Origin of the sequence: Hahella sp. HNIBRBA332 (assembly GCF_030719035.1) — a bacterium.
Taxonomy (GTDB): domain Bacteria; phylum Pseudomonadota; class Gammaproteobacteria; order Pseudomonadales; family Oleiphilaceae; genus Hahella.
On sequence record NZ_CP132203.1, the window covers coordinates 3,184,884 to 3,206,351 of the forward strand.

Here is a 21,468-nt window from a genome sequence, read left to right on the forward strand (position 1 = left end):
TGAACTGCAAAAAGCCGGGCGCTGTTAATCGTCCGGCTTTTTCGTATCAAGCCCCTGGACCGCAAGCGCTACTTCATGCCGTATTTCTTCAAGATCTGATCGAAAGTCCCGTCCGCTTTCATCGCCGCCATGCCCTTATTCAAGGCGTTGATGATTTCTTCATGCTTGGCGTTGGCGAGACCGCAGGTGACGTGCAGCGTATTGGCGTTCAACGCATTTTTGGTAAATTCAATCTGATCGATCAACCCCGGATCTTCTTTGGCGATCTGCGAGCGCGCCACCAGTTCATCTTCCAGGGTGAGATCCACCCTGCCGGACACCACTTTCTTCACGTTAGGTAAAAAGTCCGCGGTTTCCGGACGTTTGAAATTAGTGGCGTTGAGGAAGTCATCCCCGTATCCGTAGCCTCTGACGATTCCCACAGACTTGCCGGTCAGGCTGTCCATTCCGTTGTATTCGAACGGATCGCCTTTGCGCTTGATGAATTTAATCTCATTGGTCAGGTAAGGCTCGCTATAAGCAAGGAACTCCGTTCGCTCTTTCGTCCACCAGGTGCCGATAAGTACGTCGTACTTGGCGTTTTTGACGCCGTCAATGGCTCGCGCCCAGGGCATGATATTCATTTCCAGAGTAAACCCGGAACGGGAAAACGTCTCCCGAGCCAGAGAAACGGCGACGCCGCCATCCGGGTCGTTAGGATCAATAAAAGGAGGCCAGGGGTCGCCGGCGGCGGTGACGGTTTCCGCTCGGACGGAAACCGCAAGGAACAAGGCAAGGAAAGTCAAAATGGCGGATTTAAACTTCATCGAAGAAACCCTCAATTGATTAACGGAAAATCTACGCGTCCGTTCAATCAAATTATGGTTGAAGGGGCCGGATTTGCCAGACAATCGAGGGGCTTCAGCTCTCTGCGTCAGTAAAAACTTGTCATTCCTCAATAAACTCCCAAGTATCCGCGCCATCAAACTTTTTGATCGGAGTATTCGCAATCCATTTCGGCTCCAACATACGGCAATTTACCGTCACCCGCTTTTCCTCCCAGTTTTCCGTGGAAGTATGATGCGTCACGCAACCGCAACGGGGGCAATGCTGAAAGTCAATATATTCATCCCCCCAGCGATAGGGTTTCGGCGCTTCCTCCGTCCACACCACATTCACCTCTTCAGGAGCAAAACGTCCCCACAACGCCCCAAGGCGATGACAAATCGAACAATTACAACTCACCAACGCCTCGGGCGCCCGAGGCATGTCTATATTGATATTGCCGCAATGGCAGGAAGCTTTAAGCATATTGAGGTCCTTTTCGGCTAACGTTCCACGCAATAAAGCGCAAATCATTCATCATACAGATTTGGCTGAGTGGATATAGTCGAAATAAATTCAGCCGATGACCACCCGAACTTAAATAACGCCCAATCTAATGTCTATAATTGTATAGGCTCACAGGTAACTACTACGGTTAAGGTTTCAACCTCGCGCAGCTTAGGTCGAGGGAGGTTATATGAAATGGTTTCTGGTCGCTTTTTGCTGCTGGCTTGCGTCCTTGTGCCAGGCCAAGACTCTGTTGGTGGGCATGGAGGCAGCTAATAATTCGCCATTTGAGTATATTGATGAAACGGCGCAGCTTACCGGTTTTCACGTTGAGATTATGCGTGCAGTGGCGGCGCGGCTGGGTTGGGATATCGAGTTTCGCCGGCATCCGTGGAAAAGAGCCATGAAAGAGCTGGAGGAAGGCGGCGTGCATGCAGTGACCTTTGTCGCCATTTCTCCGGAAAGACAGAAGTTCGCCGACTTTTTACCGGACAACCTGCTGCATGTCTCCCGCACCACCATTTATATCAGACGCGACCGCAGTGACGAAATTCGCTATGAGCCGCCGCTGGAGCAGTTTGTCTGGCGTTGGCGCACAGCGGCGGCCAGCGGCTATTACATGAGCGATCAGGTGATAGATCTGATACGCAGAAAAGCGCCTATCGAACAGCCTACCGTTAATCAATCACAGCTTTTCATCATGCTGATCAGTAACCGGTTCGACGCCATTTTCGGCGCCACCAGCGCCATTGAGAGAGCCCGCGCGGAAATCGCCGGGCTGGATGAACAGGTGCAACGCCTGGACGGAGCGCTATTCCCCGGCAAGCGTATGTACGCGGCTTTCTCGCGCAAAGCTCCAGACGGCATGGCGGAGGAGTTCGCCGAAGCCTACCGCTTGTATCGCATGGACAGCGCTTATGAGGAGTTGAAAAAACGCTTCGGCATGGAAGAGCTCGCTCCCAGCCCCACGGAATTTCAATAATCCAAGGGCTCGCCAGACATGGACGTCGCCATGAATACCAAGCACCTTACCAAGTCCCGATTTCTTCAGTTTTGCGGTTGCAAAACAACGTCAAATCCATGCGCGCACAACCCAAATTACCGCTCCACGCGACCTATAATGGCGCATGCAATGGCGCATGCCGATATCCATTCCGCTATCAGGTGATCCATGTCCTATACCCGAGTCTTCGCCACCCCCTTCCGCTCACTAGCAGCCAGCCTTATCGCACCGGCGCTACTCACCGCCTGCTCGAATGAGGACGCGCCGGCGCAGCCACAAAAAGGGACGCACACCGTCATTGTGGAACAAAAAAGCCAGGACAAGCAGACTGTCGATGCGCGCATCATCCGCTCGATTCAGGAAGCGCGGGAAGCCGCCGTCTCCATCAGCGTGGGCGCCAGCGTAGGCTCAGGTTTCTTCATCAACAAAGACTGTCTGATCGTCACCAACAAACATGTAGTGGAGTTTGATAGCCCCGCATTGCTCAATGTTTCCGCCGCCATGGACAGGGCGGACAGAGAAACGCAGGTGATGCGTGAGCGCATCGCCACTTGGGAAAGACAGTATCCCAAATATAAGGGATCGGCCCAGCACAGTACGGATCAGGACAAACTGCGCAGTATGGAAAAGTATCGCCAGGAACTGCAGCAAGCTTACGATAAACTGTCTTCCGAACAGCGAAACGCCAGCGTCCAGGTCAAAACCCTGGATGGACGCACTTTCGCCGCGCACACCGTAATTAAAAGCGAAGACACTGACTTGGCCTTTCTGGTCGGCGCCGTCAAAGACTGCCGATACTTCGACACAGCGGTGAAAACCGATCCGGCAGTGGGACAGCCCACATACACTGTTGGCTCACCCGCCGGACTGGAGTTTACGGTTACATCCGGCATTCTTTCCGGCGTCAGAGACTTTGAAGGCCTCACTCTGCTGCAAACGGACGCCGCCATCAATCCCGGCAACAGCGGCGGCCCGTTGTTGGACGCCAACGCCAAAGTTATTGGCGTGAACACCTTGCGCCTGAGCGGTATGGAAGGCATCGGCATGGCGATTCCTATCGCCACGGTCAAAGAACAGATCAATCGTAATCTGTTATTGGCGAGCGGCGCCCCGTCGCAACCTGCGACGACGACCGCCAGCGCGAAATTCGACTACGACAGTTATCGCGAAAATGCGTTGCGTAACGCCCAGCCAGTCGCTGTGGACGTCAGCAAGCTAAGCGACGCCTGTGAGCAGGATTACAGCAACTCAAAGTATGCGGCAGCCATGACCTCCTGTAAGACCTCCTCCTCCCATGGACACCAACAAGGACATTTTTATATGGGTAAAATGCTGCTGGAGGGACTGGCGGGACAGCAGGACTATTATCTGGCGGCGGATTACATGAAAAAGGCGGCGGAAGCCGGGAACATGGAAGCTCAAATGTTGCTGGGGCAAATGTATCAATATGGCGTGGGCATTAGCCCCAACAGCGCGTCGGCGCTGAAGTGGCTGACGGAAGCCGCCAACCAGAACAGCAAGGAAGCGCTGAACTCGCTGGGTTTGATCTATAAGGAAGGGCAAATCGTCTACCGCTCCTATGAGCAAGCCGCCAACTATTTCGAGAAAGCCATCGCCGCTGGCAGCACCAACGCCTTACACAACCTGGGTGTCATGTATCTCCAAGGACAGGGCCTGGCCAAAAATGAAAACAAAGGCTTTGAACACTTTCTCAAGGCCGCCCAGCGGGGCAACCCGGTCTCCCAGTTGAGCGTCGCCTACTGCTACTACAAAAAACTCGGCGTGAATAAAGACTATGTGGAGGCTTACGCTTGGCTGACCGCCGCCGAACTCAACAAGAAAGGCAAAACCATCACAGACTGGGACCCACAACGCGCCTCTGAAATGAAGCAGTTCCTGAAAGGTATCATGAACAGCAAGCAGCTCGCCCAGGCGACGGCCATGTCCAACGACTACGTTAAACGCTACAGCAATGTGTCAACGGAAACGTCACTAGCCGCCAAAGCAGGCAAACTCTAAGTTCCTGATTCGCGGATATAGCGACGCCCGTCGCGTCGGGATGGCTCAGTCGATCTGGTTTAACGGAATCTTCAGATAACGGACGCCATTATCAGCCGCCTCGGGCAACTGGCCGCCGCGGATATTGACCTGCAGGGACGGCAACATAAGAGCGGGAGCGCCCAGCTTGGCGTCTCTGGCTTTGCGCTGTTGCACGAAGCCCTCTTCAGAGACACCTTCATGGCACAGCACGTTCTCTCTGCGCTGCTCGGCCACTGTGCTTTCAAAGCGCAACTCGCGGCCATTAGGAAGATAATCATGGCAGACAAACAAGCGGGTTTGCGGCGGCAATGACAGGATGCGTCGAATGGATCGATACAGCTCCGTGGCGTCGCCTCCCGGAAAGTCCGCCCGCGCCGCGCCGTAATCCGGCATAAACAGCGTATCGCCAATAAACACTGCATCAGCGACCACATAACTGACGCAGGCTGGCGTATGTCCCGGCGTATACATGACTTGCGCAGGCATCGCGCCAATGTGAAACGTCTCGCCATCACGAAATAAGTGATCAAACTGCGAGCCATCCACCGCAAACTCCGCCCCCAGATCGAAGATACGCCCGAACGCGCTCTGCACCTCCCGGATGTGCTCGCCAATGGCGACTTTGCCCCCCACCTCGCGCTTCAGCCACTGGGCCGCAGACAGGTGGTCCGCATGCGCATGAGTTTCCAGAATCCACTCAACTTCCAATTTGTTCTCCTTCACATATTGGACGATATTTTGCGCCGAATCGGTGCTGACGCGTCCGGCGGCGGAATCATAATCCAGCACCGGGTCGATGATGGCGCAACAGCTATCCCCTTCTCCATGCGTCACGTAGCTGAGCGTGTACGTCGCCCGGTCAAAAAAGGGCCGCACGATTAAATTCATTTCCATCCCCTATGGCTCTCAAACTATTAAGTCCATGACAGCAAAGTTTAGTCACTTGGACATTGCGCAATCGATATAGATTAAATATATTAGCTTAGACTGATTTAGAAAACACTTATTTAGATTAAGCTAAATGAAAAAGAAAGTCGCCGCCTCCCATTCTTCATCCCCTTCTCCATTGGACCTGATGGGAACCGCTTTGAATGCGGAAGCTGCGGCGGCGCTGATGCAGGCGCTCTCCAATCCGCACCGTTTGATGATTCTGTGCGCGCTGTCCGAGGGCGAGCGCCGGGTCAGCGAGCTGAACCAATTCGTGGAGCTGTCGCAATCAGCGCTATCGCAACATCTGGCGGTGCTGCGCCATCAACATCTGGTGCATACGCGCAAACAGGCGCAAACCGTTTATTATTCCGTGGCGGAGGGGCCGGCCATGGCCATTGTCAAACTCCTGCACCGCCACTATTGCAGCAACGCTGCCTCAAAACCAACCATTCAAGGAGAACCCCATGACAGATGACGTCTCTCTGCTGCTGCCCAACTTGCGTCGGCCGCAACCGGAGCTTTTCACTTGCGGCCTGCCGGCTCCGGACGATTTCCCACGCATCCGGGCGGCGGGGGTAAAAACAGTCGTCAGCTTATGTCAGCCTCACGAAACGCCCTTGTTGAATGCGTTTCCGGTCGACAATCAAGGACTGCAGCTGTTTAACATTCCTGTCGCTGGTCCGCAGGATTTAACCGAAGCCAACGCCCGGGCGCTGGCGGACATACTGAATGAATCAGAAAATTGCCCGGTTCTGGTCCACTGCATGAGCAGCAACCGCGTTGGCGCCCTGTTGGCGTTGAAGGCCTTCTTCGTGGATGGCGTATCTGTGGAAGAAGCGCTGGATATCGGCTGCGCAGGCGGCCTGGCTGGCCTGGAGCCGGAAGTACGTCGCCTGCTGACCGCCGCCGCTCCGCAAACATGCTGATAGCAGCGCTCCTGGGGATCACTGTGGGAGTGCTGCTTGGGCTCACTGGCGCCGGCGGCTCCATTATCGCCGTCCCCCTGTTGATGTGGAGTCTCGGCTGGACGCTGCCGCAGGCGGCGCCGGTGGCGTTGCTGGCGGTCAGCGCCGCCGCCACATTGGGCGTGGTGAACGCTTGGCCGCAGGGCTCCGTTCGCTATCGCGCCGCAACAGTGATGGCGCTGGCCGGCATGCTGATGGCGCCCTTCGGCCTTTGGGCCGCCCATCGGGCGCCCGTACACCTGTTGGCGCTAGTATTCGCCGTGGTGTTGCTGGGCGTGGCCCTGCGTATGTGGCGACAAGCTCGCCGCGCTCCCGAGGAAGCCAAAATGGGCTGGGCGACAGTGCAAAGCGACGGCTCTGAACTGAAAGGACCCATCTGCCAGCTCAACCCTGACACCGGGCGTCTGCGCTGGACCCGCCCCTGCTCTATGGCGATCGTCAGCAGCGGCGCGCTCACCGGCTTTCTGTCAGGTTTATTGGGCGTGGGCGGCGGATTCGTTATTGTCCCCGCCCTGCGCATGGTGTCGCCGCTACCCTTCCATTCTGCGGTGGCGACGTCGCTGATGGCGGTAGCCCTCACCAGCGCAGGCACTGTCAGCCTGTTCATGCTCAGTGGAAAAACACTCCCCTGGCTGATCGCCCTGCCCTTCGTCGCCGGCGCCATGGCGGGCATGCTGGGAGGGCGTCGTCTGGCGCCGCGCTTTGCAGGGCCGCATCTTCAACAGGGTTTCGCCGTCATCATGGCGGGAGTCGGCGTGATGATGATCCTCAAGTCCCTGCTATAAACCCATACATCCCTGATCATTACAGAGACTAAAAAGCCCGCAGCGCTCATCGTCACCGCGGGCTTGTTTATCTCAACTTTATCTCCGCGTCAGAGCGCGATCTGAAATGACAGCGCGATGCGAATATCCACGCCCGAGCCTTTCTTCAAAGTGCAGGGAGAATTGATGGCGTAGTCGCCAGCGATGCGCATATACAGCGGCCCATCACTTAATCCATCCGGCACCTGAATCGTGGTCGTCAGCTCATAGACGTCCGTCTCCGATTGCGTCACCTCGCGCAGCATCTCATTCGCACTCTCTTCAAAGTGTCCATCGTTATCCGCATCCAGCCAGATCTTCCATGTGTCGGACGGCGACGCGGCTAACTTAGCGCCTATAACTGTAATGGTCACAGCGTTCGCGTCAGTGATGGCGATAGCGTTCTCGGTGTAATCCGTACGCAAAGGATCTGGCGTCGTTGCTCATCGCCGCACCGAATACCTTGAGACGGCTGATACGCGACAGGCCGCTGGATCATACCAACAAAAATTACAAGCTATCACTAAATTAATCCGAAGCGGCTCGCGAAAGGATCATGGGAAGGATTCCTATTCCATTCATACTCTGCTTCATCCGCCACCCGCTCCGCCGTTTCCGCGCTAACCAGCACTTCTATCAGTCGCAACGCCATATCCATCCCTGCGGATATCCCCGCGGAAGTGTAACGATTACGATCCTCCACCCAGCGCGCCTGTTTCACCCATTCCGTTTCCAGGCTTTGCGACACCGGCCATGCGAAGGATTGTTTGTTGGTGGTGGCGCGGTAGCCATCCAAAAGACCCGCCGCCGCCAGGACACCTGCGCCGGTGCACACCGAAGCCAGAATCCTGGCGCTGTGCGCCTGCCGCCGCAACCATTCAAGCAACGCTGGGTTGGTCGCCTGTTGGCGGGTCCCCGCTCCACCGGGAACCAGAATCAGGTCATAGCTTCGCCCGTCCGCAAGATCATATTCCGCATAGCCGCAAATACCTGCTGAGCTACGCACTGGACCTATCTTCTCAGCCACCTGATAAACAACGAAAAACTCATCAGCCAAGCCGAACATTTCCAATGGCCCGTAAAAATCCAGAAGCTCAAAACCTTCGAATAGAACCGCTGCGACTTTGATTTTTTCTTTCATATTCCGTTTCTCTCCATTAGCACGCTTAGCTTATTAATATTCACAACCCATGCCGTTAAGACTAAGATAACGCAATACGATTAGACATCGCCGACAGGGACATCATTGGTAACTTTCCGGTCATTTTATCGAAAGATGTTGCAACAGGCGGTGACGGCGAATCCCGGAGCATTCATCGCCACCTCCGCTGACTGCGAGTAATCGCCGCTATGACTCCGCTGAAAATAGGTTTTCTGCTCTTTCCCGACACCCATCTTCTCGACTTGTCCGGCCCAGCGCAGGCGCTGCGCGCGCTCAGTGATCATCGACCAGGGCAAGTGGAGCTGCTTTTCTTCTCCTCCACTCCGTCAGTCGCCAGTTACCAAGGGGTCACGCTAAGCGGGCTAGCCCCGCTGCCTGCCGACGACGCTGTCTTCGATTTACTTATCGTCAACGGCAGCAAGTACAAAGATGACATGGTCAGCGACAAGAAAAGCCAGCAGGCCCTGATGTGGTTACAGAACTATGCCCGGCGTCATCCTCAGGCCGCGATCGCCTCCGTGTGCACTGGCGCATTCTATTTGGCCCGGGCCGGACTGCTGCGCAATCGCCACTGCACCACCCATCATGGCCATGTGGACAGCTTGAAGCTGGCGGAACCCAGCGCGACTGTGCTGGAGAACCGACTGTATGTGTGCGACGGCCCTATTATTACGTCCGCCGGTGTCACCACAGGAGCGGATATGGTTCTCGCCTGGATCGCCAAGACCTTTGATGACAATCTGGCGCAGCATATTGCACGGGAGTTAGTGATCTATGCGCGCAGAGACGGCGAGCAGGCGCAAATCTCCGAGCGCAGACGCTACCGCAATCATCTCGATCATAAAGTGCATCGCTTGCAGGATCGCATTTCCGCAGCGCCGGAGTTGCCCTGGACCGCAGGGCAACTGGAGCGGGAAATCAGCTTGGGATACCGGCAGCTGACGCGTCGCTTCCGGCTCGCCACGGGGGTCAGCATCAAGCAGTATCAATTGATTCTGAGACTGGAAGTCGCTCAGAAATTAATGCGGGAGGGACGTCACGCCAACATCGAGCGCCTGGCGGAAACGGTGGGCTTCCAATCCGCGCACGCTTTCCGCAAAGCCTGGAAAAACCGCTTCGGCGCGCCGCCTTCCGCCTATGAAGGAAAAGAGTAAAGCATTCTGATCGACCAAAGCGTCAATATGGTGGAGCCAGACGCCTGAAACCATGCCACAGGACAATGACCAGAAACACCAGATTACGCAGTAGCAGCAAGGGCCCGGGCAGAAGCGGAATCCGCACTGTCTGGCCCTGATTGATAGCGAGATCGACACGCTCCGCCAACACTCTGAAATAGGCGGGATTGAAAGGCCAATCCCTTATTCCCTGCAGCCAGGGCGCAGGTATGCCTTTCTCCCCCACGCCCGCGCCTAATATGCCGCCCAGGATCGCAGCGGTGGTATCGGTATCGCCGCCCAGCGCCACGATCTGAGCAATCCCTGCTGCATAGTCATGTTGATGCTGGAGCCAGACATAAAGCACTATCGGCATGGTGTGGTACATATACCCCGTCACGCCCCGCTCCAACCCAAGCTGTTGCGCATACTGCGCGGGAGACAGACCTTTTTGCAGCGCTAAGTCCAAACGATCCAGCAGCGTATTGAATTCGCTGACCGCCGCCCCGGTCGCCGCAGACGGCTCCAGTTGCTTAAAAAAACGTTGCAGATCTGACTTGTAAGAGGCTATCTCGACCTGCCCCTGGGCCGCCAAATACGCCGCGCGGGCGGCGGCGATAGCGCCGACCAACGCTTTCGGGTCGCGGTGAGTCAACTGGGTGGACGCCTGTAAATACGCCAGCATTCTCTCTGGTTTAGACCCCAGGGTCACGCCGATGATCGGCGCGCGCATGGCCGGTCCGTTGCCTGCAGACCAGACCCCGCTGCGCCCAACGGGAAACCCCAGCCACAACTTGATAAGCGCACGCCCGGTGGCCAGCCCAACTCCTGCCGGCAGACGCGCCAGCCACCAACGCAGGCGCCACGCCAGACTTTTGGCGAACTGATCCACATTGCCGCTGTATCGCGCCAGCGCGGCGGCGGTCATGGCCGCATGCTCGCTATCGTCGGACACCATGCCTTTTCCAAAGATTAAACGTTGCCGCAACGACCCCGGAAACAATCGCGCCAAACGTTTTGGAGCAATCCCCTCGCACGGCAAGCCGAAAGTGTCGCCGACCATCAGCCCCAACAGAGACCCTTGCAGCGCCTCACATTGACGATCATTGTCCTGGCTCATGCGTATTGGCTCCCTGTTCTTTCACCTATTTTCTTCCACTTATTAACCGACTACGGATGACCATCGCGTAACCTGTTGTTTAGCTGAACCCTCACATTTACGCTCAGGCGCGCTATCGGGGTACACTAGGTTTCAGTGTACCCCGATAGCGCAAGGCAGTGTTGATATGAGTTGGAAAGAGATAGCGCCTTTTATTGTGTTTTTGATCCTCGCAGCCAGCGCCGTAGTGATGGTGATGTGGTATCCCAACCAACGTCTCAGGAAAATTCGCGCCACCCCATTTCCAGAAACCTGGGAAGTCATTCTGGAGGCCAACCTGCCGGTCTACAAACGTCTCCCCGAGGCTCTCAAACATCAACTTCAGGGACTGATCAATGTCTTTCTTCATCAGAAAACCTTCTATGGCTGCGCCGGTCTGGAAATTACTGACGAGATGCGGGTCACCATCGCTGGCGAGGCGTGCTTGCTTCTATTGAACAGGGCCACTAGCGAATATAACGACCTGCGCTTTATCCTGGTGTATCCAGAAGCATTCAGAGCCAGGCGCGAGGTCATCAACGACGACGGCGCCACCTCCGTATCTTCTCAAGGGCTATTGGGAGAGTCCTGGCACAACGGCAAGGTGATTTTGTCCTGGGACGATGTCGTCGCCGGCGCCCGCGATTTTACAGATGGCCACAATGTAGTGTTGCATGAGTTCGCCCATCAACTGGATGGCGAGTCTGGCTCCACCAATGGCGCGCCGCTGTTGCGGACGCCCACCAGTTACCGTAGCTGGGCCCGCGTGCTGTCGGATGAGTTCAATATATTGCGTGACAGCGCCTTCAAAGGGGAAAAGTCAGTCATGGATTATTACGGGGCCACCAACCCTGCCGAGTTTTTCGCTGTCGCCACGGAAACTTTCTACGAAAAGCCGAAGGAGATGGCGGAGAAGCATCCTGAATTGTTTCGTGAGTTGCGTAACTACTATTGTGTGGATCCCAGGGATTGGGTATAACTCCAAAGCATTTTCACCTCACACTAACTATGATCCCGCGTTATGCCCAGATACCTCCGCTCTTCGCCGTTTATCCTTGGTTCGCTGTTAAGCGCCGCGCTATCAATAGTCAGCGCCACTATTCAGGCGGAGGAGTCGACGCCAGCGGCCAGTGCGGCCAAATCAGCATTCACAGGACACATCTACGCAATCCAGGAAGATGATTTCCTGAAGTACGTCACGCGGGACGATATCGTCTACACCGTCGATCATGACGCCATTCAAAGGGTGGTGGTTCACTCCAAAAACGATTACTCCGGCGTCACCGTCTACCCTCTGGAAGATATCGTACTGATGTTTCGCCGCAATGGGTCAGAAAAATACTTCACGCAGGTCAGCATCAAAGAGTATCTGGAATACATGGAGAGTCAGGGGCGATGGAGCGTCATGGATTATGATCGCTTCGGCTTCGGAACCTACTTCAATGGGATGCAAAAAAGCAAGGACACCCTCATCGTCGCGCAACCAGATCCGGTGACCTATGATGAACGCCCATGCCAGCAGCTGGACATCACACAGTCGGACTCCATCTCGCCAGAGCTGTACACGACGATCCATTGTGACCACCTGGGCATCCCCAGAGACTGGCTGCAATACACAGAATTGAGAATCCCGGATGAAGTCACTGGTTTCCCATTCAAAGTGACGTTGCAGATGCAGGAAAAAGCGCCCAAACAAGTTGACGAGTCCAAAAAGGAAGACGAAAAAGACGAAGACAGCGGTCTTGATCCCCGCCTGGAGAAAGCGTTGAAGCTAACAGGAAAAGCCCTCGCCAAAACAGCGCACGTGGTCAGCAAAATCAATGAATTCACTTACCGGGTCGTCAAAGTCGTGAACGAGCCCGTGACCAAAACGTCGTTTTTTCAGGAAGAGGATTTTATCCGGGTGGACTCTATCGCAACGCTGCGCAGCTCCTTCTCCGATTTTCCCAAATACCACAATTCCGGCGGCTCCCATAACTGGTTCGACTGACGCCGCATAACGCCCGTCTGGGGGATATAGATAGTCCCCCATATAGACATCCCCGCCAAAAAGGCTAGAATTTCCGCCTTTTGTAAGCTTGAGTCTATGCCGAATGACTCAGTCACACACCTTCACATAAGTAAATTCGATATGAAAAAAATATGGTTAGCGGCGCCCATCGCCGTTGCAGTGGCCGCGGCTCCCTTTGTCATCGCACATAAAGCCGAACAGAATTTCGACGCTGGCGTACAGGACGTTTCTTCATATCTGGCCTTCAACGGCCTGCCTGTTGAACTGACCGTTCAAAAATACGAGAAAGGTTTTCTGAGCTCCAAGGCGATTAATCGTCTGCAACTTTCCCCCGAATTCCAGAATATGATGGGTACTGTCGGCGACCAGCCTGTGTGCCTGGATTTGGTGACAGAAATCAAGCACGACTACATGACCTTATTGAAAGGCGGACTGTTAACCGCAACCACCCGCGTCATGCCTTTACAAAACCAGGCGGACTGCGGCCTCGCGGAAATCTTCACTTCCGAAAAAGAACTGGCGGATCTCTACACCCAACAGTTTGGCGAAGACGGCCCGTTCACTATTGAATCCGCCTTCAAGATCGATGGCTCCAACACCATTACGTTCTCTTCCAAGCCCATCAACCTGGACAAAGAAGAAGAGGGAAAGTCGCTAAAGATTAACGTCACGCCAATGCAGGGCGTTATCGGCGTCAGCCCTGCTCGCGATCACGTGGTGGCGAATATCAACTGGCAGGGCCTCAATATGACGGTTCACAATGGTGAAAAAGTCGGCGACATAAAAGTTGGCTCTTACACCTTGAAAATGGAAGTGAACCAAATTCTGGAACACCTGTGGGCCGGCTCTTCCGAACAGGTAATCAGCGACATCAAAATCGGCAGTGAAGATGGCCAGAACTTCAGCATCAGCGCCATCACGCTGAAAGGCAAAGACACCGTCGCAGAAAATCTGCTGAGCAGCGCCGCATTCATCAATGTGAACGATATGCTGTATGACGGAATGGATGCAGGCTCCATGGCTCTGGATCTGTCTTTCAATAACTTTGAAACAGAAGCCACCAACCGCTTAGTGGGCGTCATCAAACAAATCAACGCCCAAGCCACCACCTCCACTGATCCTGACCAGTTCCTGACCGAACTGGAAAGCCAGAAAGACGTTATTGTGGGCGATCTGATCACCCTGGCGAAAAAAGCGGATATTAAAATCGACAAATGGGAACTTAAGCTGGGTGAAAACAGCTTCAGCGCCAACGCAGATCTGCGCATGGATGGTGTTGATCAACTATCCGCCGACATTCTGAAAGAACAGCCGCAAGTCCTGATAGCGAACGTGCTGCTAAATGCTGAGGGCAAACTGGATGAAGCCCTGGTTAACGCCTATGCGGATGTCATGGTCGCCGCGCAAAGCAAGAAAATGGAACTGACTGACGAAGATAAAGCGCAAATGAAAGAGATGCTGCTCATGCAGTTCTCCAACATGGCGCAAATGTATGTCCAAATGGGACTGCTGAACTACGACGAAGCTTCCTCTCAGTACAGCGCCAAAGTCGGCTTCGCCAAGGGCGGATTAACCGTTAACGGCCAGCCTTTCAACCCGAACGGCGGTTGATACTTAAATACCTTCGTGGTTGATAGTTAAATACCTTCGTGGTTGATAGTTAGCATATCTTCGTGAAGGAATAGCGCCCAAGGGCGCTATTCCGACCCCAAACGGGCAAAATGCAAAATAGCGCGCTCGAAATCACCATCCGTCACCGTTCGTCCCGTCAGATTCTTATTCCTGAAGGTCAGGCACAGATTCACCGCATAAACCGGCGCTGCAAACTCCTGACGATACATTTCCAGAAACTTACCCTCCCCCCGACTCAAATCCTGCAGCACCCAGGGACTCAGCAACGCCACATGGTTCAGCAAGGGGAAACGCACCCGCTCATGCAAATGCGTTAACCAGGATGTGCCGATGGTCACATGACGTAACGCCTCGTCATGACGCACCATCTGTTTGCAGGAGTATCGGTAGAAATCCAGAAACGGGTTATTGCGACAAAAAACGGCGATTGCGTTGTTAACCCGATGGTACCGGTGAAGCGCACCCTCGCTCTCGCTGATCCACACTTCCCGACAAAATGCGAAACTCTCCGAATCTGCAACCTTCAAGCGTTCGGGCGAACCGATATAAACATCTATATCCACCCAAATGACACGTTCGTATCCGGCCGCCAGCAGCTCCGCCGCACGCTCCAGACGCGCCAGATCCGCCATCAAATGGATTTGCCCGCCTGTGCGCACACGATACCAATCAGGCAAACAGTCAAAGAAGCGATCATCGTAAAAGAGATACTCGTAACCCTGGACCTGCGCCCACTGAACCACGCTGCGTCGACATTTTTCCACCCAAGGCGGAACATCATGGGTGCGGAATGATTGAATAACGACTGTTTTCAAGACTTTCGCCCCCTTTGCGCCAACAAAGCCTCGACCCGCTGCCGAATCAACTCAGCGCCTCGCTGCTGTTCTGCGTATTTGCTTGCGCTCTCGCGAGCCCGGGATTGAAGAGCCTCTGAGGCAAGCAATCTCTGCAGGCTGCCGATCAATGCATCGACATTCTCGCCGTCAACAATCTCGCCGACGCCGCTTTCACTGGCGGTCCGACTGTTGAGAAATTGCTCCTGCTGAGTGGGTAAGCAAGCGATGGGAACACCCGCCTTAACGCTTTTCGCCAGCATTCCCATGCCGCCATGGCATATCGATAGGTCCGCCTCACTCAGCGCTTGATCCAAAGCAACGGGATAAGGATAGATTCTCAAAACGTCACTCTGATACTGCGATATGAGATCCGCAGCAATCCCTGGACAGATAACCAGCGCCGTTTCGCCAAGACCTTGTATCCCGTCCAATACGTTTTCCAGATGCTGATAGAAAGGCTTCAGATAAGCGATCACTTTTTTCCCGGTTTCCTGCGGCCATGCCGCGACTTCCCCTCTGAAATCTCCCGCAACCGGACCACAATACAAAGCGTGTTGCCGATGTGCGGCTTGAAAATCGAGCTCCGAATAGCTAGCGATGAATGCCCCGTCAGCCTGAAACAAATCCGACAAGAACGATAATGGCGACAGCCCCATCGCTTGCACTAAAGGATTCATATTCGCCACTACCTTTGACTCAGCCTCATAAACCTGGCTGTAATCGGCGGTTTCGGGACGAATATTAGGGTTTGGTTGCCCTGGAGAGAGTTCACTGAATCCTGCGCCCACGGTAAATTTAGGTATGGATAACGACCGCGACGCCAACATGGCTGTTGGTGCGAAATCAAAAAAAAGTGCGTCAGCTTGTATTAATCGAAACAGCGTCTGCCAGGCGCTAACCAAAGTGGCTAGCCCCTCAACGGATTCGTAGCCTCTCTTCAATAAAATATCGGCGATGCAACTACTAGGTTTTGCGCTTTTCCCCTTAACCGGCCATAAAGGAGCTTGCAGCACCGTTACTGGGATGTCTGTAAAAAAAAACGGGACTTTTGAAAGATCTTTCAATATCACCGTCACCTGATGATTATGACTGACAAACTCGCGCGCCAACTCGGAAAGTGTCGCCAAATGGCCTAATTCTCCACCTAATTCCCAGCAAAATACCAACTTGCTCATGTTTTATAGTAATTCCCCCAGTTTCAATTTGGCGCCCATTTTACGTACAATGTGCGACCCAAAATTCTAACTACATTATTCAGCTAAGGTTAAACATGCAACGGAACAAATTGCCCCTGTATTTTCTTGCGGGCGCTGCAATGGCGCCCTTGGCGAATGCTACGCCCGTAGCTAACGATGACTCCGCCACTACCAAAATGAATGAGAGCGTAGTCATTCACGTACTCGCAAATGATACAACTGATCGCGACGCCCCTCTTAGATTAGTAAGATTTGATAATCGCGCCTCCCATGGCTCTGTCTCTAGAGATGAAGGCTCCACACTTAGGTATACGCCAGATCCTGGTTTCGTAGGCACTGACACTTTTTACTACACTATGGACGATGGTGATTACGACGATTACGGAGATTATGGGGACTACGGCGACGACTGCGACACCCCTACAGTGGTAGACGAGGAAGAGACCATGCTCTCCAGATGCGTCGATGAGCCTGCTACGCGCCCCCAAGCACGAAATATCGAAAGTACAGCTTTAGTCACTGTTACTGTCACTGGACCATCGAGCCTCACAGTGCACACCGAAGGCGAAAACGACCGCCGCGTATCAAGCGTGCTTGATGCAATCTGTAGCACCGCTTCTGTTGAGTCTGAAGGCGAAGAAGGTAAACTCGCACAGCGCTGTTCGGCTCTATACACACTAGCGGAAGAAGATTCCAGCAAAGTAGACGCCATCATCAATCAACTGGCGCCAGAAGAAACCCTTTCTCTGTTGCGCGTCGCGTCTGAAACCTCTCAAGCGCACACTAGCCGTATATTCAAACGCATGTCTTCTTTGCGTCAGGATAACGATAATATTCAAGTAACCGTCAACGGCCGCACCTGGGGCGAGCAGGTCATGACTGGCGGAGCCGCTGGCGACGCCCAGACTTCTCCTTTCGGCGTGTTCCTGAGCTTGCACCGCGAATCAGTAGAGCACGACAGAACCGACCGTGAGTCTGCATACGAATATGACAACGACGGATTTACTCTGGGCTCTGATTACCGCGTCAGCCAGAACCTGTTAGTCGGCGCTGCGCTGGGATGGGGACAGAACGACCTGTCTTTCTCTGAAAGCGGCGGCGGTGTGGATGCAGACGCCTACAATCTGACCGGTTACGGTTCTTACTACATCGGCAATTTCGGTCTGGATATGCAGGTGGGCTACGGTGCAGGCGACTACAACACCAAGCGTCGCATTAACTATACCGAATCCGGTTCTGAGTTTTCCGCCACAGCAAAAGGCGAAACTGACAGCAAGCAGTTGAATCTCGCGCTGCAAGCTAGCGTTATGTTCAACAGCGGCGCGTTGTCCGTACAGCCTTTCCTGCGTCTGAACTACTCTAATACGGAAATCGACAGCTTTGACGAAAGCGGCGGCGAAGGTTGGTCTGTGCATGTCGGCGAGCAAAACCTCGACCAGATGACAACCAGCGCCGGCTTTGAAGCCACCTATCCCGTCAGCTATAACTGGGGGGTGTTGCAGCCTAGCTTCCAGGCCTCTGCAGTCAGTGAATCCAGCACCAACTTCGGCCCGGTCAAGTTCCATTTTATTGGCGACTCTGACGCCACCAAGTTTGAGCTGAGTCCAGATGGCGAAGACAGCCTGTACTACATCTTTAACCTGGGCGCAGTCGCTGTCATGAAAAATGGCGTTTCAGCATTTATCGATTACCAGCAGAACGTCAGCTATGACAATAGCAGCGCCTACCAGATCAACACAGGTCTGCGTTACGAGCTGTAATCCTCGTCATCTTGAACGAAAAAGGCGGCCTGTACAGGCCGCCTTTTTTATGGCGATTGTATGCTATTTGAATTCGAAAGCTTTTTGCTCGCCTTGTTTACGGATCGCGGAGATCAGCGCTTCATCCACCGTATTAGCGTCTGATTTAGCCGCCTTGCGATTCTCCTCAGCAATATAAACCTCTCTCTCGTCGCTCAAGGCTTTAATTTTGTCCTGCAACGCCTTGCGCTCTGTTTTTTTCGTTTCTATATACTCTTCTTTTTCCTTTTTACTCATGCTTACCATGGGCTCCGGCAATGCTTCCGGAGCCACTTCCTCCAATGCCACATCCCCGGCTTCGTAGGCGTCCACTAAATCCCAGCTTGAGTTATCGTAGGCAACGGAAGCTTTGGACTTGGCTCTTTGCGCCAGCAATCCGAGTGAGACATTCTGGCTATTCGCATCCTGCTCGTATTGACGCTTGGACGCAGCCGCGCCCCCCGCGCCATAGGGCACATAGGTCTCATTCAACTTGGCGTTCAAAGCGGCGATTTCTTTATCTTGAGGCGCCTCAATTTGGGCTATCTTTTGATCCTGATCGATGCTCATGTAATTGCCGCCCGCCAGCTGCGCGCCCTGCCTCCAACCGCTTTCGCCGCCTTCGTTATAGGCGCCAGCGAAAATAGTATTGACGGTGATATCTTTCTGTTTGGCTTGAGCAATCGCCTCCCTGAAGGAAACCGGGCCTTGCGTGAAAGGTTCGTTGCCTGCGATAAAGATGGCGCGGATATCATTGGATGATTGACTCCATTGCAGCTCTTTCACAGAGGCGTTGATCACATAACCACAGAACTCGTCGCCGCCATTGGTAGTGAGAGAAAACAATGCCTCCGACACGCGGTCCAGTTCTCTGGTCAGCCCGGTGACCTGGCGAATGTAGCCGTTTTGGGAAGAAAGCCCATCGTTGCCGTATTCGTACACCGCCACTTCCAGTATTGGCGTGACGCCATTTTTCTTGGCCTTGGAGAACTCATCCACCATCTTCCACAGCTGATTGCGCGTCTGATTGATCAGGCCGTCCATGCTGCTGCTCGTATCCAGCAAAATAGCCAATTGAATACGCGGGGCGATTGCCGGTTTGGTTGCTGCCTGCGTAACGGGTTGGGCGTTATCAGACTGGATTTCCGTGCTCCATGCCCATCCGGAAAAGCCACAGCAGGCAAGCATCGCCGTCGCCAGTAGGGTTTTACGGTATGACGGACGGCCACGATAGCCTACAGAAAGTGTTGATGAGATCTGATTAGGACGGGATGCATGGTTCATATTCGGGCTCCTTCAGGCAATGTTGTTGCGTTGGAGTCAGAATACGATTGCAGGCCGGATGACATCAGACATGAGTTTGTAAAAAGAACGAGGGAAGTATTTACATAAAATTTACATCTCTCCGCAGCGGCCGCAGTATCCACGGCCGCATAACAGAGAAATGGAACGATGAGGGTTATGATTACCGCCGCGATTACAGGCGCACTAACAACTTGCCTTCATTGGCGCCGGTAAACAGCAGATTGATGCCATCTATTGCGCTTTCCAGCCCTTTCAGTTCGTGAGTGCGATATTTGATTTTTCCCGCCAGCAGATAAGCGCCGACTTTTTGCGACAGCTCGCCGAAGCGATGCATATGATCCGGCATGGTGAACCCCTGAATGCTGAGACGCTTCTTCACAATCTGCGTCCAACTCGGCGCTGGCGCAGGCGTCGCAGCGTTGTAATCGGCAATAACGCCACACACCACGATACGTCCAAACGCGTTCATATTGGCCATGGCGACATGTTGAATAGGGCCGCCGGTATTTTCGAAATAAATGTCGATACCATTTGGCGCCGCCGCTTTCACCGCCTGAGCCAGATCTTCCGTCTTGTAATTGATAGCGACGTCGAAGCCTAATTCCTCTACCAGCCAGCGGCATTTTTCTTCCGAACCAGCGACGCCGATGACCCGCAGCCCTTCAGCCTTGGCGATCTGACCGACCAGAGAGCCCACTGAGCCCGCAGCGCCCGAAACCAGCAACGTTTCACCAGCCTTGGGCTTCGCCACTTCCATCAAACCGTGGTAGGCGGTTACTCCGGGCAACGCCAGCACGGAGAGTATCGCTTCCGCTGGCAGTTCTTGCGGCATGATGGAAACGCCTTCGCCGCCGCTGACCAAATATTCCCGCCATCCGAACATGCCCGCCACTTTAGCGCCCACCGGGAATTTGTCGTTTCTGGACTCCACGACTTCCCCGACGCCACTGGAGCGCATGATGTCGCCCAAACCTACTGGCGGAATATAGCTGTCAGTCGCTGCGCTCATCCATCCGCGCATCGCTGGATCCAGCGACATATGCGACTGCTTAACCAGAATTTGCCCAGGTTCCAACGCGGGAATGTCGAGCTCCACCAGCTCGAAACAATCCGGCGTGATGTCGGTTTCAGGTCTCTTCACCAACTTGACTGCTTTGTAGCTCATGTCGCGCTCCTTAATTCAGGTGATTCATCAATCAAAAATTCTTGAGCCAGTTTATTTTTGCCAAATCAAAAGATAAATATGCTAAATTTCAAATAACTTTTGTTATTTCAGCAAAAATAGACGCAAAATGGATAAACTCAGAGCGCTACGTTTTTTCGATCACGTGGGGAAAACCGGTAGTTTCAGCGATACCGCTCGATACTTTGACATCCCCGTATCCAGCGTCACCCGCCAGATTCAGGCATTGGAGGAAGAGCTGGGCGCACGTTTACTACACCGCACCACCCGGGTGGTGAAGCTCACGGAAATCGGCGAGATCTATCTCCAGCATTGCAGCCAGATATTGCGCAGCCTGGATAACGCAGATGAACTCATCGCCAATTACCGCAGCACCCCTTCCGGCGTCTTGCGCATCAGCTGCAGCCCCTCTTACGGAGAGAGCCGGATCGTGCCCATTCTGCCTGAGTTCGAGGCGCTTTATCCCGAAATCATCATTGATATCGACTTGACGGATAAGGTGGTCGACATCATGCGGGATACCGTGGACATCGCCGTACGCGCCGGCCAGATTCCAGATGAACGGGTGGTGGCCAAATACATTGATGACAACAACTTCTCCCTGGCCGCCTCCGACGCCTATCTGAGTCGTTACGGAACACCGCGCCAAATAGAGGACTTAAGCGAACACAGGGCGATTTTCTTCCGCACTTCCGAGCAAGTGCTTTACTGGCAGGCCAATATCAATGGTCGCTGGCGGCAGGTGGATATACGTCCGGCGCTGATCACCAGTTCTCCTCGATTACTGCGGCAGTGGGCCAGTGAGGGCAAAGGACTGGCGATGATGCCGAATTGGGCGCTTAGGTCAGGCGCTCTTCCAGCCGGGTTTCACATCCTGGAGCTGGATTACCCTCTGCACGTCAGTCGCGCTACGCAACTCGGCATTTATCTTCTATATCAGCGCCCCAAATACGCGGTTCCCAAAGTCAAAGCGGCGGTGGACTTCCTGGTTTCCAGGCTGGCGCAGGACTAGGGGAATTCG

Annotated in this window: 21 protein-coding genes; 11 read left to right on the plus strand and 10 right to left on the minus strand. The window is 54.1% G+C overall.

The window, feature by feature from the left end:
• Positions 1-68: 68 nt before the first annotated feature.
• Together O5O45_RS14060 and O5O45_RS14065 are read right to left on the minus strand one after the other, a co-directional pair.
• A complete protein-coding gene (locus O5O45_RS14060; RefSeq protein ID WP_305905837.1) occupies positions 69-806 on the minus strand; it encodes a transporter substrate-binding domain-containing protein in 738 nt (245 codons plus the stop codon).
• Positions 807-927: 121 nt separating this feature from the next.
• The gene (locus O5O45_RS14065; protein ID WP_305905838.1) at positions 928-1,290 is read right to left on the minus strand and encodes a GFA family protein; all 363 of its coding nucleotides are present in this window, start codon (positions 1,288-1,290) and stop codon (positions 928-930) included.
• 211 nt (positions 1,291-1,501) lie between these two features.
• Between O5O45_RS14065 and O5O45_RS14070 the strand changes: the two genes are divergently transcribed.
• Together O5O45_RS14070 and O5O45_RS14075 are read left to right on the plus strand one after the other, a co-directional pair.
• Positions 1,502-2,293: a substrate-binding periplasmic protein gene (locus tag O5O45_RS14070; protein WP_305905839.1), complete on the plus strand. Its 792-nt coding sequence runs from the start codon at positions 1,502-1,504 to the stop codon at positions 2,291-2,293.
• A gap of 189 nt (positions 2,294-2,482) precedes the next feature.
• Positions 2,483-4,333 carry a trypsin-like peptidase domain-containing protein gene (locus O5O45_RS14075; protein ID WP_305905840.1) on the plus strand — a complete coding sequence of 617 codons (1,851 nt, stop codon included), beginning with the start codon at positions 2,483-2,485 and terminating at the stop codon, positions 4,331-4,333.
• A 45-nt stretch (positions 4,334-4,378) separates the two neighbouring features.
• On the opposite strand, the gene O5O45_RS14080 is transcribed toward O5O45_RS14075, so the two are convergent.
• The gene (locus O5O45_RS14080; protein WP_305905841.1) at positions 4,379-5,242 is read right to left on the minus strand and encodes an MBL fold metallo-hydrolase; all 864 of its coding nucleotides are present in this window, start codon (positions 5,240-5,242) and stop codon (positions 4,379-4,381) included.
• A 133-nt stretch (positions 5,243-5,375) separates the two neighbouring features.
• On the opposite strand from O5O45_RS14080, the gene O5O45_RS14085 reads away from it, so the two are divergent.
• The 3 genes from O5O45_RS14085 to O5O45_RS14095 are packed head-to-tail and all read left to right on the plus strand — an operon-like array spanning position 5,376 to position 7,034.
• Complete coding sequence (locus tag O5O45_RS14085; RefSeq protein ID WP_305905842.1) at positions 5,376-5,759, plus strand: ArsR/SmtB family transcription factor; 384 nt, start codon at positions 5,376-5,378, stop codon at positions 5,757-5,759.
• On the plus strand, positions 5,749-6,210 hold the full coding sequence (locus O5O45_RS14090; RefSeq protein WP_305905843.1) for a protein tyrosine phosphatase family protein: 462 nt from the start codon (positions 5,749-5,751) through the stop codon (positions 6,208-6,210). The genes O5O45_RS14085 and O5O45_RS14090 overlap by 11 nt, the downstream gene beginning before the upstream one ends.
• A complete protein-coding gene (locus O5O45_RS14095; protein WP_305905844.1) occupies positions 6,204-7,034 on the plus strand; it encodes a sulfite exporter TauE/SafE family protein in 831 nt (276 codons plus the stop codon). The genes O5O45_RS14090 and O5O45_RS14095 overlap by 7 nt, the downstream gene beginning before the upstream one ends.
• 89 nt (positions 7,035-7,123) lie before the next feature.
• Here the strand turns inward: O5O45_RS14095 and O5O45_RS14100 are convergent, their stop codons facing one another.
• Together O5O45_RS14100 and O5O45_RS14105 are read right to left on the minus strand one after the other, a co-directional pair.
• Positions 7,124-7,477 carry a GEVED domain-containing protein gene (locus O5O45_RS14100; RefSeq protein ID WP_305905845.1) on the minus strand — a complete coding sequence of 118 codons (354 nt, stop codon included), beginning with the start codon at positions 7,475-7,477 and terminating at the stop codon, positions 7,124-7,126.
• A 98-nt stretch (positions 7,478-7,575) separates the two neighbouring features.
• A complete protein-coding gene (locus tag O5O45_RS14105) occupies positions 7,576-8,193 on the minus strand; it encodes a DJ-1/PfpI family protein (protein WP_305905846.1) in 618 nt (205 codons plus the stop codon).
• A gap of 209 nt (positions 8,194-8,402) precedes the next feature.
• Here O5O45_RS14105 and O5O45_RS14110 point away from each other — a divergent pair, with 209 nt between their 5' ends.
• A complete protein-coding gene (locus O5O45_RS14110) occupies positions 8,403-9,368 on the plus strand; it encodes a GlxA family transcriptional regulator (RefSeq protein ID WP_305905847.1) in 966 nt (321 codons plus the stop codon).
• Positions 9,369-9,390: 22 nt separating this feature from the next.
• Here O5O45_RS14110 and O5O45_RS14115 read toward each other — a convergent pair whose 3' ends face one another.
• Positions 9,391-10,488: an ADP-ribosylglycohydrolase family protein gene (locus O5O45_RS14115; protein WP_305905848.1), complete on the minus strand. Its 1,098-nt coding sequence runs from the start codon at positions 10,486-10,488 to the stop codon at positions 9,391-9,393.
• Between the two features lie 166 nt (positions 10,489-10,654).
• Between O5O45_RS14115 and O5O45_RS14120 the strand changes: the two genes are divergently transcribed.
• The 3 genes from O5O45_RS14120 (at position 10,655) to O5O45_RS14130 (ending at position 14,128) form a co-directional block, all read left to right on the plus strand.
• Positions 10,655-11,485: a M90 family metallopeptidase gene (locus O5O45_RS14120; RefSeq protein WP_305905849.1), complete on the plus strand. Its 831-nt coding sequence runs from the start codon at positions 10,655-10,657 to the stop codon at positions 11,483-11,485.
• Positions 11,486-11,527: 42 nt separating this feature from the next.
• Positions 11,528-12,496, plus strand: coding sequence for a hypothetical protein (locus O5O45_RS14125; RefSeq protein ID WP_305905850.1), 969 nt, complete (start codon positions 11,528-11,530; stop codon positions 12,494-12,496).
• Between the two features lie 141 nt (positions 12,497-12,637).
• Positions 12,638-14,128, plus strand: a complete 1,491-nt coding sequence (locus O5O45_RS14130; protein WP_305905851.1) for a YdgA family protein — start codon at positions 12,638-12,640, stop codon at positions 14,126-14,128.
• Positions 14,129-14,214: 86 nt separating this feature from the next.
• Here O5O45_RS14130 and O5O45_RS14135 read toward each other — a convergent pair whose 3' ends face one another.
• Both O5O45_RS14135 and O5O45_RS14140 read right to left on the minus strand, forming a co-directional pair.
• The gene (locus O5O45_RS14135) at positions 14,215-14,964 is read right to left on the minus strand and encodes a hypothetical protein (RefSeq protein WP_305905852.1); all 750 of its coding nucleotides are present in this window, start codon (positions 14,962-14,964) and stop codon (positions 14,215-14,217) included.
• Positions 14,961-16,160 (minus strand): glycosyltransferase, encoded by a 1,200-nt coding sequence (locus O5O45_RS14140; protein ID WP_305905853.1) that lies wholly within the window; start codon positions 16,158-16,160, stop codon positions 14,961-14,963. Before O5O45_RS14140 ends, O5O45_RS14135 begins: the two co-directional genes overlap by 4 nt.
• A 95-nt stretch (positions 16,161-16,255) precedes the next feature.
• Between O5O45_RS14140 and O5O45_RS14145 the strand changes: the two genes are divergently transcribed.
• On the plus strand, positions 16,256-17,941 hold the full coding sequence (locus O5O45_RS14145; RefSeq protein WP_305905854.1) for an autotransporter domain-containing protein: 1,686 nt from the start codon (positions 16,256-16,258) through the stop codon (positions 17,939-17,941).
• Between the two features lie 63 nt (positions 17,942-18,004).
• Here O5O45_RS14145 and O5O45_RS14150 read toward each other — a convergent pair whose 3' ends face one another.
• Entirely contained in the window at positions 18,005-19,243 is a 1,239-nt protein-coding gene (locus tag O5O45_RS14150; protein WP_305905855.1) for a vWA domain-containing protein, read from the minus strand.
• Between the two features lie 193 nt (positions 19,244-19,436).
• Positions 19,437-20,429 carry an NADP-dependent oxidoreductase gene (locus O5O45_RS14155; RefSeq protein WP_305905856.1) on the minus strand — a complete coding sequence of 331 codons (993 nt, stop codon included), beginning with the start codon at positions 20,427-20,429 and terminating at the stop codon, positions 19,437-19,439.
• Between the two features lie 127 nt (positions 20,430-20,556).
• Here O5O45_RS14155 and O5O45_RS14160 point away from each other — a divergent pair, with 127 nt between their 5' ends.
• Positions 20,557-21,459, plus strand: a complete 903-nt coding sequence (locus O5O45_RS14160) for a LysR family transcriptional regulator (protein ID WP_305905857.1) — start codon at positions 20,557-20,559, stop codon at positions 21,457-21,459.
• Positions 21,460-21,468 lie beyond the last annotated feature (9 nt).

Coding starts and splice junctions, on each gene's coding strand:
- O5O45_RS14105 (WP_305905846.1), bottom strand. CDS start 8,193: ATGAAAGAAAAAATCAAAGTCGCAGCGGTTCTATTCGAAGGTTTTGAG.
- O5O45_RS14130 (WP_305905851.1), top strand. CDS start 12,638: ATGAAAAAAATATGGTTAGCGGCGCCCATCGCCGTTGCAGTGGCCGCG.
- O5O45_RS14060 (WP_305905837.1), bottom strand. CDS start 806: ATGAAGTTTAAATCCGCCATTTTGACTTTCCTTGCCTTGTTCCTTGCG.
- O5O45_RS14125 (WP_305905850.1), top strand. CDS start 11,528: ATGCCCAGATACCTCCGCTCTTCGCCGTTTATCCTTGGTTCGCTGTTA.
- O5O45_RS14110 (WP_305905847.1), top strand. CDS start 8,403: ATGACTCCGCTGAAAATAGGTTTTCTGCTCTTTCCCGACACCCATCTT.
- O5O45_RS14145 (WP_305905854.1), top strand. CDS start 16,256: ATGCAACGGAACAAATTGCCCCTGTATTTTCTTGCGGGCGCTGCAATG.
- O5O45_RS14085 (WP_305905842.1), top strand. CDS start 5,376: ATGAAAAAGAAAGTCGCCGCCTCCCATTCTTCATCCCCTTCTCCATTG.
- O5O45_RS14080 (WP_305905841.1), bottom strand. CDS start 5,242: ATGAATTTAATCGTGCGGCCCTTTTTTGACCGGGCGACGTACACGCTC.
- O5O45_RS14140 (WP_305905853.1), bottom strand. CDS start 16,160: ATGAGCAAGTTGGTATTTTGCTGGGAATTAGGTGGAGAATTAGGCCAT.
- O5O45_RS14115 (WP_305905848.1), bottom strand. CDS start 10,488: ATGAGCCAGGACAATGATCGTCAATGTGAGGCGCTGCAAGGGTCTCTG.
- O5O45_RS14090 (WP_305905843.1), top strand. CDS start 5,749: ATGACAGATGACGTCTCTCTGCTGCTGCCCAACTTGCGTCGGCCGCAA.
- O5O45_RS14150 (WP_305905855.1), bottom strand. CDS start 19,243: ATGAACCATGCATCCCGTCCTAATCAGATCTCATCAACACTTTCTGTA.
- O5O45_RS14120 (WP_305905849.1), top strand. CDS start 10,655: ATGAGTTGGAAAGAGATAGCGCCTTTTATTGTGTTTTTGATCCTCGCA.
- O5O45_RS14075 (WP_305905840.1), top strand. CDS start 2,483: ATGTCCTATACCCGAGTCTTCGCCACCCCCTTCCGCTCACTAGCAGCC.
- O5O45_RS14155 (WP_305905856.1), bottom strand. CDS start 20,429: ATGAGCTACAAAGCAGTCAAGTTGGTGAAGAGACCTGAAACCGACATC.
- O5O45_RS14065 (WP_305905838.1), bottom strand. CDS start 1,290: ATGCTTAAAGCTTCCTGCCATTGCGGCAATATCAATATAGACATGCCT.
- O5O45_RS14160 (WP_305905857.1), top strand. CDS start 20,557: ATGGATAAACTCAGAGCGCTACGTTTTTTCGATCACGTGGGGAAAACC.
- O5O45_RS14070 (WP_305905839.1), top strand. CDS start 1,502: ATGAAATGGTTTCTGGTCGCTTTTTGCTGCTGGCTTGCGTCCTTGTGC.
- O5O45_RS14095 (WP_305905844.1), top strand. CDS start 6,204: ATGCTGATAGCAGCGCTCCTGGGGATCACTGTGGGAGTGCTGCTTGGG.